The organism is Ectothiorhodospira lacustris, assembly GCF_022227785.1.
Lineage (GTDB): Bacteria > Pseudomonadota > Gammaproteobacteria > Ectothiorhodospirales > Ectothiorhodospiraceae > Ectothiorhodospira > Ectothiorhodospira lacustris.
Genome location: NZ_JAJNQM010000041.1, coordinates 1 through 13,020 on the forward strand (window position 1 = coordinate 1; position 13,020 = coordinate 13,020).

Sequence of the window (13,020 nt, forward strand, 5' to 3'; positions counted from 1 at the left end):
TCTGGCTCTCCCCCGAGAACGCGACCCGCATCGTGCGCCACGTGGCCGGGGTGCTGGCGGACGAGGATCCCGACCACGCCGTCCGCTATGAAGAAAATCGGGACCGCATCCTGGCCCGCCTTGGGGCACTGGATGCGGAACTTCAAGCCCGTCTGACGCCCGTTCGGGGGCATCCCTTCATCGTCTTTCACGATGCCTATCAATACTTCGAAAGACACTACGGCCTGACCCCGGCGGGCTCGGTGACGGTGGATCCGTCTCGCCCTGCGGGTGCCCGCCGGGTCCAGGAGATCCGTCAGCGGATTCAGGAGACCGATGCCATCTGCGTGTTCAGCGAACCCCAATTCCGGCCCGCCATCGTGGAGACCCTGATCGACGGCACCGGGGCACGCACCGGCGTGCTGGACCCGCTGGGGGCGGAACTGCCGGCGGGCGTGGAAAGCTATTACCGCCTGCTGGAGAACCTGGGGCAGAGCCTGGTGAGCTGTCTGACTGAAAGGTAGGGACACGACCTGCGCGCCCCTGCCGGGAACATGCAGGGGCGCGGTTCAACCTGGCCTGATCATCAAGAGATGGAGACACCGATCCGGGCCGCCAGCGGCAGATCCGCTGCAGCAGCCGTGACCGGCACCGGTTGGATGACCTCGGTCCGGGTGTGATCCGACCAGTGCAGCAGGTGCAGATTGCCCTGAAAATCCTCGGTCAGGGCGGTGCAGTGCTCCACCCAGTCACCGTCGTTGCAGTAAAGCACCCCTTGGATGGACTCGATACCGGCCTTGTGAATATGGCCGCAGATATAGCCGTCGTAGTCACGGCGCACGGCCTCCCGGGCCGCGGCCTCCTCGAAGCGGCGCATGTAGCGCCGAGCCTTGGTCACCCGCCCCTTCACATGGGCGGACAGGGACCAGTAGGGGTGGCCCATATAACCCCGCCAGCGGTTGTAATGCCGGTTCAGCCGCAGCAGCGCCTGATAGGCCCCATCCCCCAAGGCCTTGACCAATCGATTGTGCTTGACCAGGGCATCGAACTCATCACCGTGGCTGACGAGGAAGCGGCGACCGTCGGCGGTCAGATGCTCTGCGTCCAGACGCACCTTGACGCCCTGGAATTCCGTTCCGGCAAAGACACGCAGGGCACCATCGTGGTTACCAGGGATATAGATCACCCGGGTGCCCGACTGTGCCTTGTCCAGGATCACCTGGATCACGGCACTGTGCTCGGCGCTCCAGTACACACGACGGCGCATGCTCCACAGATCGAAGATATCACCGACCAGGTAAAGATGATCGCATTGGGAGGATTCCAGAAAATCCAGCAGGTATTCGGCACGGCATTCCCGGGTACCCAGATGAACATCGGAAATGAAGATGCTGCGGCATTCGATGGTGGCCATGGCGGTGCTGTCCCCGGTTCGGAATAGGGGACAGGGTGAACCAGCCGGATGACGGGGAGATCACGGCACCGTGAAGGAAACGTGGCAATACCTGAACGGCAGGCGTTACCAGGCAAAGCCTGGTAACAGGAAGGTAAGGGAAATCGGCTATCCGCAACTATCGACCAGTCGCTCAGGGCTGAACCATCTCCAGATCCATCCGGATTTCATCCAGCCCCTGGCGGGCGCACATCTCGTCCGTCTCACCGGAAGGGGCGCCGCTCACACCGATGCCGCCGATGATCCGGCCCGCTGCATGGATCGGCAATCCGCCGGCGGAAAAGACCACGCCATCCACCTTGCCCACCTGAAAGGGTTTGGTGAAGCGGTCTTCCATCTCGGACAGAGGGCCATTGAAGGACATGGCGGTATAGGCCTTCTGGCGGCTGATCGCCAGGGTCAGGTCCACCGCCAGGGTATCCCGCAGGACCACCTGGGTATTGCCGCCCCGGTCCACCACCGTGACCGCCACGTTGACGCCGGCCTCGCGGCAAGCCTCCAGGGTGGCCCAGGCCAGGCGGGAGGCCGTATCCAGGGTCATGACCTTGATGTTCATGGTCACCGGGGCTTCGTCGGCCTGGATGGGGACGGCGGCCAGGCAGAGGGTCAGGGCACCGGCAGCCAGGGTGGCGGGCAGTTTCATCGGCATCGGCTTTCACTCCAGGGTGGTGGTACGGACCGATGGGGCCGATCGGATGCCGGCCCCTTGTTGTGATGTCCTTGAGTGTAGCCCTGAACAGACGAAAATGCCGCAGCAGAACCGTCCTGGGGAGTTACATCAGCACCAGCGCCCACACCGCCACGGCATGGAGGATGGACAGCAGCACCGCCGCCGAGCCCATGTCCTTGGCCCGGGCCGAGAGGTCATGGAATTCCTGGCCGATGCGATCAATGGCCGCCTCGATCCCGGAGTTCAACAACTCCACGATGAGGATCAGGAACAGGCTGCCGATCAGCAGGGCCCGTTCCACCCCGTCCGACCCCAGCCACAAGGCCAGGGGCACCAGGACAATCATCGCCAACAGTTCCTGGCGGAAGGCGGCCTCATGACGGAAGGTGCTTCTCAACCCCTGCCAGGAATACCCCGCCGCCTTGATGATCCGGGTCAGACCCCGGTTACCACTGTAGGCCATCAGTCGGTCTCGACCTCAGGAAACCAAGCCACATCCAATGCCTTGGCGGCGCGCACCTCATCGAAGCGCCGGTTAGGCTGGGTGTAGGGGGCACCCTTCACCTTCTCGGGCTCGGCTGCCGCCTCTTCCAGGATCTTCGCCATGGCCTCCACGAAGGTGTCCAGGGTCTCCTTGCTTTCGGTCTCGGTAGGCTCGATCAGCAGGCATTCGGGCACCAACAGGGGGAAATAGGTGGTAGGCGCATGGAAGCCGTAGTCCAGCAGACGCTTGGCCACATCCATGGCGGTCACACCCTGCGCCTTGGCCTGACGGCGCAGGGTGACGATGAACTCGTGGGTGGCGCGGCGCTGCGGGAAGGCCAGGTCATAGCCCAGTGCCCGCAGGCGGGCCATCACGTAGTTGGCGTTCAGGGTGGAGTAGTCCGCCACCTTGGGCATGCCTTCCCGACCCAGCAGACGCATGTAGACGTAGGCCCGCAGCAGTACCCCGGCATTGCCGGCAAAGGCGGACAGGCGGCCGATGCTCTGGGGCAGGTCCCGCTCCGTGAGCCAGCGATAGCGATCCCCATCCCGGCCCACCACCGGGATGGGGAGGAAGGGCTTGAGCCGCTCGCTCACGCCCACGGCACCGGCCCCGGGACCACCGCCCCCATGGGGGGTGGAGAAGGTCTTGTGCAGGTTCATGTGGATGACGTCGAAGCCCATGTCGCCGGGGCGCACCTTGCCCAGAATGGCGTTCAGGTTGGCGCCGTCGTAGTACAACAGGCCGCCGGCGTCATGGACCACCTTGGCGATCTCGTGGATGCGGCGCTCGAACACCCCCAGGGTGGACGGATTGGTGAGCATGATCCCCGCGGTGGCGGGTCCCACGGCGGCCTTGAGGGCCTCCATGTCCACGTCACCGGAATCGTCGGTGGGGATCTCGCGCACGGCATAACCGCACATGGTGGCGGTGGCCGGGTTGGTGCCGTGGGCGGCATCGGGCACCAGGATCTCGGTACGGCCTTCGTCTCCCCGGGCCTTGTGATAGGCATGGATCATGGCCACCCCGGCGAACTCGCCCTGGGCCCCGGCCATGGGGGTGAGGGACACGGCCCGCATGCCGGTGACATCCTTGAGCATCTCCTGCAGTTCGAACATGCAGGACAAAAAGCCCTGGCTCACCGACTCAGGCGCATAGGGATGGCGGCGCAGGAAGCCGGGCAGCATGGCCAGGCTGTTACAGACTCTGGGGTTGTACTTCATGGTGCACGAACCCAGGGGATAGAAATGGGTGTCGATGGAGAAGTTTTTCTGGGACAGGCGGGTGTAGTGACGCACCACGTCCAGTTCGGACACCTCCGGCAACGGCGCCGAGCGACGACGCCGAAAACGCTCGGGCAGCGCGGCGACATCCGCACGGCTGGCCGGGGCCTGGCTGGGGGTCCGGCGACCGGGACGGGAACGTTCAAAAATCAGCATTGCCTGGCTCCTGAAAAAATTCGGTATTGGTTCAAAATCCCTCGCCGCGGGAAAAAACTGCCGCCGGACCCGTCTAAAGGGTGCACACCGACAGCCCCTCCCCCGAGGGAAGTTCTGAAAAAGCCTATTGCCGTAGCGGGAGTCCAGGGGTTTCATCCCACAACTGGATTCCCGCTTGCGCGGGAATGACGGGGGCGGATGCGAGTCACCGCCGCGAAGGTCGCCTTAGCCGTCACTCCCGCGAAAGCCCCCTTGGCCGTCACTCCCGCAAAGCCCCTTTAGCCGTCACCCCCGCAAAGCCTCCTTGGCCGTCACTCCCGCGAAAGCGGGAGTCCAGGGTTCTCCGTTTGCCACTGGATTTCCGCCTGCGCGGGAATGACCGGCTCAGGACAAAATCAGCCCAGCGCCGCGTAGGCCGCGTCGTAATCCGGCTCCTGGGCGATCTCGGGCACCAGCTCGGTATAGACCACATGGTCGTGGGCATCCAGCACCAGCACGGCACGGGCGGTGATGCCCGCCAGAGGGCCGTCCACGATCAGTACGCCGTAGTCCTTGGCGAAGTTGCGGGACCGCATCATGGACAGGGTCTTCACCTTGTCCACATTCTCGGCGCCACAGAAACGGCCCTGGGCAAAGGGCAGGTCCGCAGAGACCACCAGTACCACCACGTCATCCCGATCGCCCACCCAATCGTTGAATTTCTTGGTGGACAGGGCGCAAAGCCCGGTATCCAGGCTGGGAGTGACATAGAGGATCTTCTTCCTGCCGCTGAAGTCGCTCAGATTGACGTCGTTGAGCTCCTTGTCCACCAGGGTGAACGCGGGGGCGGCACTGCCCACCTTGGGCAGATCGCCGCAGGTGTTGATGGGGTTGCCTTGCAAGGTAATCCGGGTCATCGCTTTGACTCCTCGTGCTGGTTGGTCAGAGAGCTGAAGAACAAAGGGAAATACTGATCAGGCCCCCTCATTGTGCCACTCCTGTCTACTACTACGTCACTCCCGCAAAGCCCCCTTAGTCGTCACTTCCGCGAAACCCCCTTTGGCCGTCACTCCCGCGAAAGCGGGAATCCAGGGTTCTCCGTTTGTCACTGGATTCCCGCCTGCGCGGGAATGACTGATTCAGAACATCCAGGGTGTAGCTGCCCAACCAGGCACCGTAATTTCCCAACCAGAGTGTAGCTGTCCCACATGGACATATCGTTAAAGCCGGGCCGATGCCGAATCAGTCCGCCAAGTCCGCCCGCGCCTGTTCCAGTACGGCCACGTAGCGATCCAGGTCCGCCGCGGTCTTGGTCTCCGTGACGCAGACCAGGATGGCGTCGGACAGGTCGGGGTGGTCAGGCCCCAGGGCATGACCACCGAGTACCCCTGCCGCCGCCATGCGCTCCAGCAGGGCTTCGCCATCCACGCCCACCCGCAACACGAACTCGTGGAAGCGCTCGTCGGAGAACAGGACCTCGAAGCCCCGCTCCTTGAGCCGCGCCACCAGTGACCCACAGCCCTCGACGCAGGCCCCGGCCACCCGTTCCAGACCTTCCGGCCCCAGCAGGGCCATGTGGATAGTGGCGGCGGTCACCACCAGCCCCTGATTGGTGCAGATGTTGGAGGTGGCCTTGGAACGGCGGATATGCTGTTCCCGAGCCTGCAGGGTGAGCACGAAACCGGGACGACCGTCCGCATCCACGGTGCGGCCGACGATGCGCCCAGGCATCTGGCGCACATGTTCCTTGCGACAGCACAAAAAGCCGAAGTACGGGCCACCGGAAGACAGGGGGGCCCCCAGGGGCTGGCCATCCCCCACCACCATGTCCACACCCTGCCGCCCCCACTGCCCCGGCGGGGTGAGCAGGGCCAGGCTGACGGGATTGACCACACCGATGGCCTGGGCGCCGTTGGCATGGGCCCAGTCGGTCAGGGCGTCCACCTCCTCCAGCACACCGAAGAAGTTGGGCTGAGGGATCACCAGGGCGGTGATATCCTCACCGGCAAAGGTCTCAAGGACGGCCGGATCGACCCGACCGGTGGCCGGATCGAACGGGACATCCACGATCTCGATCCCCTGGCTGGCCACGATGCCGCGGGTCACGCTGCGGTAGGCCGGATGCACCGTCAGAGGCATGAGCACCCGGTGGCTCTTCGAACGCCGGTTGGCGCGCACGGCCATGAGCACCGCCTCGGACAGGGCAGAGGCACCGTCATACAGGGAGGAGTTGGAAATGGGCAGCCCCGTCAGACCGGCCATCATGGACTGATATTCGTAGATCACCTGCAGGGTGCCCTGACTGGCCTCGGCCTGGTAGGGGGTGTAGGCACTGTAGAACTCGCCCCGGGTGGCAATCTGCCAGACCGCCGCCGGGATGTGGTGTTCATAGGCACCGGCACCGATGAAGTTCAGGCCCATGACGTCCTGGGCGGCCCGTTCCTCCATGAGCCGGGTGATCTCCATCTCGCCGATGGCCCGCGGGATGGCGTTGAGTCCGTCCACCCGCAGGGCGGCGGGGATCTCGTCGAACAGTGTCTCGATGCTATCGGCACCGATGGCCGCCAGCATCTCGCGCACGTCGGTGTCGGTGTGGGGAATGAAGGGCATGGTGATTCCGCTGCTTGTCTGGGTGGGGGGATCAGGGAGACCTGGATCAGCTTTCCGCTTCCAGATGGGCAGCGTAGGCATCGGCATCCATGAGGGCCTCCACGGCAGCGGCGTCGGTGGGCTTGATACGGAAGATCCAGCCCTCGCCATAGGCATCGCCGTTGACCAGTTCGGGGCTGTCGGCAAGTTGTTCATTGACGGCCACCACATCGCCGGCGACGGGGGCGTAGACATCGGAAGCGGCCTTGACGGATTCCACCACGGCGCAGGCACCACCGGCATCCAGATGGGCACCCACTTCCGGGGTTTCCACGAACACCAGGTCACCCAGCAGTTCCTGGGCATGGTCGGAGATGCCGATGGTGAGGGTGCCGTCGGCCTCCTTGCGGACCCACTCGTGGGACGCGGCGTATCTGAGTTCTGCGGGGACGTTGCTCATGGGGACTCCTGATGAAGGGTTCGGGGTATCGGGAAAATGGGTTCGGGTTCGACGGAACGTCGGTGTTTAGAGATCGACCAGGGCCTTGCCATGGCGTACGAACGGCGGCTTGACCACCTTCGCCGGGACCTGCTTGCCGCGGATCTCCACCGTCACCCGCTCACCGGCAGCCGCCGGGATTCGGGCCAGGGCGATGGACACGCCCAGGGTGGGGGAAAAGCTGCCGCTGGTGGTCTCGCCCTGCCCCGCCTCGCCGGCGGTGATGCTCATGTGACCGCGCAGGACACCCCGCCCCTCCAGCACCAGCCCCACCAGGCACTGCTGCACGCCGTCGGACTGCTGTCGTTCCAGGGCCTGACGGCCGATGAAATCCCGGTCGGCGGGCGCCCAGGCCACGGTCCAGCCCAGGCCGGACTCCAGGGGGCTGATCTGCTCGTCCATGTCGGTGCCGTAGAGGTTCATGCCGGCTTCCAGACGCAGGGTATCCCGGGCGCCCAGACCGATGGGACGCACGCCGGCCGCAGCCAGGGCCTGCCAGAAGCCTGGGGTGGCGGTGACGGGCAGGATGACCTCGAAGCCGTCCTCGCCGGTGTAGCCGGTCCGGGCCACGAACCAGTCACCGTCTTCCGTCGCAGTAAAGGGGGTCAGAGCCCGGGCAGACTCCCGCAGGGACTCGGGCAGCAGGGGCAGGCACAGATCGCGGGCCGCGGGACCCTGAACGGCGATCATGTCCAGATCGTCCCGTTCACGGATCTCCACCGGGGCCGTGCCGGTCAGCCTTGAGGCCACATCGCGCATCCAGGCCAGGTCCTTGTCCCGGGTGGCGGCATTGACCACGACCCGGTAGCCGTCGGCGCGACGATAGGTGATGAGGTCGTCCAGCACGCCCCCTTCCTGGTTGAGCATGCAGCTGTAGAGGGCGCGCCCGGGGGCCTTGAGCTTGTCCACGTCATTGGCCAGCAGGTGACGCAGGTAGTCGCGGGCACCGGGGCCGTCCACGTCGACCACGGTCATGTGGGAGACGTCGAACATGCCGGCCTGGCGACGCACGGCGTGGTGCTCGTCGATCTGGGAACCGTAGTGAACGGGCATGGACCAGCCGGCAAAATCCACCATGCGGGCACCGGCGGCCTCGTGGGTGGCATGCAATGTGGTGCGGCGTAATGTCATGTTCGACTCCGGTTTCAATGAAAAAGGGGCAGCCGATAACCTTCCCGCAGGTATCGGCCGCCCCTCTGTCCTGAAACCTGAGAGATTAAACCCGTGGTGGGTTATCCCCTTCGGTGGGTCTGTCGGACCACTCTCCAGAGTCGATATCGGGCAGCGCGGTCCTTTTGCCTGAGCGTTTCCGGGCGGAAGTTGCGCCTTCGGCGCCTCCGGTGAGGGAGGTCTCTCCCACGCTGCCGAGGCTGCCCCAGGGGCAGCCCTATCAAGGGGTGAACTATACCCCAGGCGTGCCGGAACCGGAACTGCCTTTTCTGTTCCTATCACCTCACCCCCTCTCCCCGCCGGGGATGAGGGGCGGTCAGACCTCCGGCCGCCGGATCAGGGCGCGGGTCACCGCCGCCCGCCCCCGGTGCCCCGGCCCCTCGTCTAGTTCGACGGCCAGTTCCGCCAACTCCATGAACTCGCCACCGACAAAATCCTCCCTCAGCATCACGCCGTTGTAGAGCATGCCCGGATCCCGGGGACCGCCGCTGTGATAGTCCATCTGCTCCGGGTGAAACGCCTCCACCAGCAACAGGCCACCGGGTTTGAGGGCCTCCAGCATGGCCCGGTGCACCTGACGCCGCTGGGTGGGCGGCAGGTGCAGGTAGATGGAAATGATGTGGTCGTAATGATCCTTGGGCCATTGCCAGCCCACCAGATCCGCCCAGACCGTCTCCAGGATCACCCCCTGGTGCTGCGCCAGGGCCTGGGCCTTGGCCAGGGCCTGCTGGGAAAAATCCACCGCCGTCACCGACAGCCCCCGGGTGGCCAGCCAGACCCCGTTACGCCCTTCCCCATCCCCCACCGCCAGCACGTTCTGGCCCGGCTTGTACAGGGGGTGGTGGGCCAGCAGATAGGCATTGGGCGCGGTGCCATAGACATACTCCGTTCCCGAATAGCGGTTATCCCAGAATTCTCTCATGGCAGCACGCCCCTGAAGTTGAAACGGAAAGACGGATGCTCGTGCATCGGACCCACGTAGTCTAACCCGGCCGACAAGGCGGGCGGGGTGAATCCAGCCCAAGGGCGCGTCTAGCCAGGGTCTTCTTGATCGGTCCGGCGCGATCCGCCAGCCTCAGCCCCAGATTCCGCCCCAGGGCCAGCGGCGGCAGCGCGCTGCCGAAGCCGTAGCGGAACAGCTCCATGGCCCGCATCATGACGACATTATCTCCCCGCCGGGCACGCTCGTAACGACGTAGCAAGCGGAGTTCACCCGGATCCCCCGTTCCCCCGTGCAGCAGCACCTCGACCAGGGTCCGGGCATCCTGGAATCCCAGGTTCACCCCCTGTCCGGCCAGGGGATGAATGGTGTGGGCCGCATCCCCCACCAGTGCCAGCCGAGGACGCACATAGTGACGGGCCTGGGAGCCTCGCAGCGGAAAAGCCGCCCGCTGACCGCTCTCCAGCACCGCTCCCAGACGATGGTCCAGACCCTCCGCCAGGGCCTCGCGGAAGGCGGCGTCATCCAGGTCTCGCAACTGCTCGGCCCGCTCGTCATCGGCCGACCAGACGACGGAGCAGCGGCCATCCGCCAGGGGCAGGAAGGCCAGCGGTCCGGTGGGCAGGAAACGCTGCCGGGCGGTCTCCCGATGGGGCAAGGCGGTACGCACCGTAGCCACCAGGGCCTGCTGGTCATAGCGCCGGCTGTCCAGACCGATCCCGGCCATCTCGCGGATGCGGGATCGGGCACCATCGGCCCCCACCACCAGCGATGCCGTGATCCGGACCCCGCTCTCCAGCGTCACCCGGGCCTCACGGGCACTGATGTCCAGATGGGTCACGGCATCCGGACAGAACCGGGTCACCCCGGGTTCGGCCTCGAGGGCATCCCAGAGTGCGCGCTGGACCACCCGGTTCTCGATGATATGTCCCAGATCCGGCTCCCCCAGTTCCCGGGCCTCGAAACGGATATGTCCGTTGCCGCCCGCATCCCAGACCTCCATGGCCTGATAGGGGCTGACCCGCATGGCCCGCATCCCCTCCCAGACCCCCAGTGCCTGGAACAGGCGCTGGGAGGCACGATTGATGGCGGACACCCGCAGGTCATGCTCGCCGTCCGGCGCCGCGAAAACGGCCGGAGGGTGCAACTCCACCAGGGCCACGGCAAGACCGCCGCGGGCCAGGCTCAGGGCCAGGGCAGCCCCCACCATGCCGCCGCCGGCGATGAGGACGTCACAGGAGGTTGCCGACATGGAGGCTCCTTGTTCATGGGTTCCGAGCATCTACAATCCCATCCCCGCCCGCGCCACCCCATGACGCAACGGACCGCACAGATTCAGGGCCGCCAGGGCCGCCCCCCGAAGGTGCCCCAGCCCCGGGGTGGTAAAAAGCCGGGCCAGGGCGTCGGTCACCCCCGTCACCCGGTCCAGGTCCGGCCGACGCCGGTCGGCATAGCACTGCAGCAGTCCCGCATCACCGGGATCCGAGGCCTCCCGCCCGGCCCGGCACAGCAGATCCGCCAGGGTATCCACATCCCGCAGCGCCAGGTTGAAACCCTGGCCGGCCACCGGATGAATGGTGTGGGAGGCATTGCCCACCAACACCAGCCGGGCATCCGTATCCCGGACGGCACGCACCCGGGTCAGGGGATAGGCGACCCGCGCCCCCACCCGACGCAGGCGTCCGAGGCGATGACCGAAACGGTCCTGAAGGACCTGCAGAAAATGACCGTCGTCCCAGGCCAACGTCTCGTCGAGCCGATGCGCCGGACGGACCCAGACCAGGGCACAGCGGGGACTGCCGTCCTCGGCGGGACTCAGGGGCAGCAGGGCCACCGGTCCTTCGTCGGTGAAACGCTCAAAAGCCTTTCCCTGATGGTCCAGTTCGGTGGAAAGATTGGCGATGATGCCCGCCTGACCATAGTCACTTTCATGGATGTCGATGCCGGCCAGATTGCGGACCACGGAGCGGGTGCCGTCCGCCCCCACCAGCAGACGGGTTCGTATCGGCGTGGCAACCTGGTCCAGACTCACCTGTACCGCCAGATGATCATCATGGCTGGTGTACCCGGTCACCCGTGCCGGCGTCATCAGGGTGACCGGCGCCGCGGCCAGGGCCGTCTGCAGGACCTGCCCCAGCACCCGGTTGACGATCACATACCCCAGCGCCTCCACACCCTCTTCCCGATGGTCCAGGCGCACGCTGCCGAAATACCCCATCTGGGAGACATGAATATGACCGATCGGCGCGGCATGGGGCGCCAGTTCCGCCCACAGCCCCAGGCGCTCCAGGATGCACCGGGAACTCCAGGACAGGGCCGTGGCACGCTCGTCATAACTGGGCTGTCCGGGGACACCGGGCGGCTGCGCCTCGATGATGCCCACCCGGTAACCGCTGTCCGCCAGGCCCAGCCCCAGGGTGGCGCCCACCATGCCGCCGCCGGCGATCAGGATATCGAAGTCGCTGTTCTGCACCGTGTCCTCTGCATGCCGATCCCGGCTTCGGATTGTTTCAGTTGCCGGACCCCACCAGGGCCTGGACCTCGTCGACGCCCTTGGGGCAGTCCTCGGTGAGGACCTGATGCCCGGTACGGGTCACCGCCACGTCATCCTCGATACGGACACCGATGTTCCGGAACGGCTTGGGCACACCCTTCTCCGCGGCCGGCAGGTACAGGCCCGGCTCGATGGTCATCACCATGCCCGGCTCCAGCAGGCGCCAGGCCTCGCCCACCTTGTAGTCCCCCACGTCATGCACGTCCAGCCCCAGCCAGTGACCGGTGCGGTGCATGTAGAAGCGGCGATAGGCCCCGTCCTTGATCAGTCGGGAAGGCCGCCCCTTGAGCAGCCCCAGATGCACCAGCCCCTTGGTGAGCACCTTGACCGCCGCTGCATGGGGATCATCCCAGTGATTGCCGGGGACCACCTGGGCGATGGCCGCCGCCTGGGCCTCCAGCACCACTTCATAGACCTGACGCTGAGGTTCGGTAAAGCGCCCGTTCACCGGAAAGGTGCGGGTGATGTCCGCCGCATAGCCCTGGTATTCACAGCCGGCATCGATCAGGACCAGATCGCCGTCCCTGAGCCGCTCGTTGTTCTCGGTGTAGTGGAGGATACAGCCGTTGGCGCCGCCGCCCACGATGGAGGCGTAGGCAGGCTCGGTCCCCGCCCGGCGGAACTCGTACAGCAGCTCCGCTTCCAGCTGATACTCCCACAGCCCAGGCCGGCAAGCGGCCATGGCGCGCTGGTGGGCACGACCGGTGACCTCGGCGGCGGCCTTCATGGCCTTGAGTTCGGTGGCCGACTTGAACAGACGCATGTCATGGAGCAGGTATTCCAGGGCCACGAACTCATGGGGCGGATGGACGCCGCTGCGGGCCCGCTCACGAATGCCGTTGACCCAGTCGATCAACTTGCGGTCGAATTCCGGATGGCGACCCAGGCTGGTATAGACCCGTTCCCGATTCTCCAGCAGGCCGGGCAGGATCTCGGCGATATCGCCGATGGGAAAGGAATCGTCGGCACCGAAGCGTTCCACCGCCCCCTCCTGACCGGCCCGACGGCCATGCCAGGTCTCCTTTTCCTGGTCCCGTTCCCGGCAGAACAGGATGTATTCTCCCTGGGGCCGGCCGGGCACCAGTACCGCCACCGCCTCCGGCTCGGTAAACCCGGTGAGATAGAGAAAATCGCTGTCCTGACGGTAAGGGTATTCCACGTCATGGTTGCGCACCCGCACCGGCGCGGCGGAGATGACGGCGATGCCGCCCTCCCCCATGGCACGCATGAGCTGGCGGCGGCGGCGGGCGAATTCTTTCATGGC

The 13,020-nt window shown here is 65.7% G+C and carries 13 protein-coding genes and 2 riboswitches; of the genes, 1 reads left to right on the forward strand and 12 read right to left on the reverse strand.

Going from position 1 to position 13,020, the window contains the following annotated elements:
- On the forward strand, nt 1-503 hold a 503-nt coding region (locus tag LQ952_RS09335), incomplete at its 5' end, for a zinc ABC transporter substrate-binding protein (protein WP_238622394.1).
- 62 nt (nt 504-565) lie between these two features.
- Here LQ952_RS09335 and LQ952_RS09340 read toward each other — a convergent pair.
- From LQ952_RS09340 to pepP, 12 genes are all read right to left on the reverse strand, one after another.
- Nucleotides 566-1,393, reverse strand: coding sequence for a UDP-2,3-diacylglucosamine diphosphatase (locus LQ952_RS09340; RefSeq protein WP_238622395.1), 828 nt, complete (start codon nt 1,391-1,393; stop codon nt 566-568).
- A gap of 172 nt (nt 1,394-1,565) precedes the next feature.
- Nucleotides 1,566-2,081 (reverse strand): GlcG/HbpS family heme-binding protein, encoded by a 516-nt coding sequence (locus tag LQ952_RS09345; protein ID WP_430733383.1) that lies wholly within the window; start codon nt 2,079-2,081, stop codon nt 1,566-1,568.
- Nucleotides 2,082-2,205: 124 nt separating this feature from the next.
- Nucleotides 2,206-2,565 (reverse strand): diacylglycerol kinase, encoded by a 360-nt coding sequence (locus LQ952_RS09350; protein WP_238622396.1) that lies wholly within the window; start codon nt 2,563-2,565, stop codon nt 2,206-2,208.
- Nucleotides 2,565-4,025 carry an aminomethyl-transferring glycine dehydrogenase subunit GcvPB gene (gcvPB, locus tag LQ952_RS09355; RefSeq protein WP_238622397.1) on the reverse strand — a complete coding sequence of 487 codons (1,461 nt, stop codon included), beginning with the start codon at nt 4,023-4,025 and terminating at the stop codon, nt 2,565-2,567. The genes LQ952_RS09350 and gcvPB overlap by 1 nt, the downstream gene beginning before the upstream one ends.
- Nucleotides 4,026-4,420: 395 nt before the next feature.
- Nucleotides 4,421-4,921 (reverse strand): thiol peroxidase, encoded by a 501-nt coding sequence (gene tpx, locus LQ952_RS09360; RefSeq protein ID WP_238622398.1) that lies wholly within the window; start codon nt 4,919-4,921, stop codon nt 4,421-4,423.
- Nucleotides 4,922-5,246: 325 nt separating this feature from the next.
- Complete coding sequence (gcvPA, locus tag LQ952_RS09365; protein ID WP_238622399.1) at nt 5,247-6,614, reverse strand: aminomethyl-transferring glycine dehydrogenase subunit GcvPA; 1,368 nt, start codon at nt 6,612-6,614, stop codon at nt 5,247-5,249.
- Nucleotides 6,615-6,660: 46 nt separating this feature from the next.
- The gene (gcvH, locus tag LQ952_RS09370) at nt 6,661-7,053 is read right to left on the reverse strand and encodes a glycine cleavage system protein GcvH (protein WP_238622400.1); all 393 of its coding nucleotides are present in this window, start codon (nt 7,051-7,053) and stop codon (nt 6,661-6,663) included.
- Nucleotides 7,054-7,119: 66 nt separating this feature from the next.
- Nucleotides 7,120-8,223: a glycine cleavage system aminomethyltransferase GcvT gene (gene gcvT, locus LQ952_RS09375; RefSeq protein WP_238622401.1), complete on the reverse strand. Its 1,104-nt coding sequence runs from the start codon at nt 8,221-8,223 to the stop codon at nt 7,120-7,122.
- A 55-nt stretch (nt 8,224-8,278) separates the two neighbouring features.
- Nucleotides 8,279-8,368: riboswitch (glycine riboswitch) on the reverse strand.
- Between the two features lies 1 nt (nt 8,369).
- A riboswitch (glycine riboswitch) is annotated at nt 8,370-8,461 on the reverse strand.
- A gap of 117 nt (nt 8,462-8,578) precedes the next feature.
- Nucleotides 8,579-9,184, reverse strand: a complete 606-nt coding sequence (locus LQ952_RS09380) for a class I SAM-dependent methyltransferase (RefSeq protein ID WP_238622402.1) — start codon at nt 9,182-9,184, stop codon at nt 8,579-8,581.
- Nucleotides 9,185-9,245: 61 nt separating this feature from the next.
- Nucleotides 9,246-10,454: a UbiH/UbiF/VisC/COQ6 family ubiquinone biosynthesis hydroxylase gene (locus LQ952_RS09385; protein ID WP_238622403.1), complete on the reverse strand. Its 1,209-nt coding sequence runs from the start codon at nt 10,452-10,454 to the stop codon at nt 9,246-9,248.
- Between the two features lie 30 nt (nt 10,455-10,484).
- Nucleotides 10,485-11,675, reverse strand: a complete 1,191-nt coding sequence (gene ubiH, locus LQ952_RS09390) for a 2-octaprenyl-6-methoxyphenyl hydroxylase (protein ID WP_238622404.1) — start codon at nt 11,673-11,675, stop codon at nt 10,485-10,487.
- Between the two features lie 37 nt (nt 11,676-11,712).
- The gene (gene pepP / locus LQ952_RS09395; RefSeq protein WP_238622405.1) at nt 11,713-13,017 is read right to left on the reverse strand and encodes a Xaa-Pro aminopeptidase; all 1,305 of its coding nucleotides are present in this window, start codon (nt 13,015-13,017) and stop codon (nt 11,713-11,715) included.
- Nucleotides 13,018-13,020 lie beyond the last annotated feature (3 nt).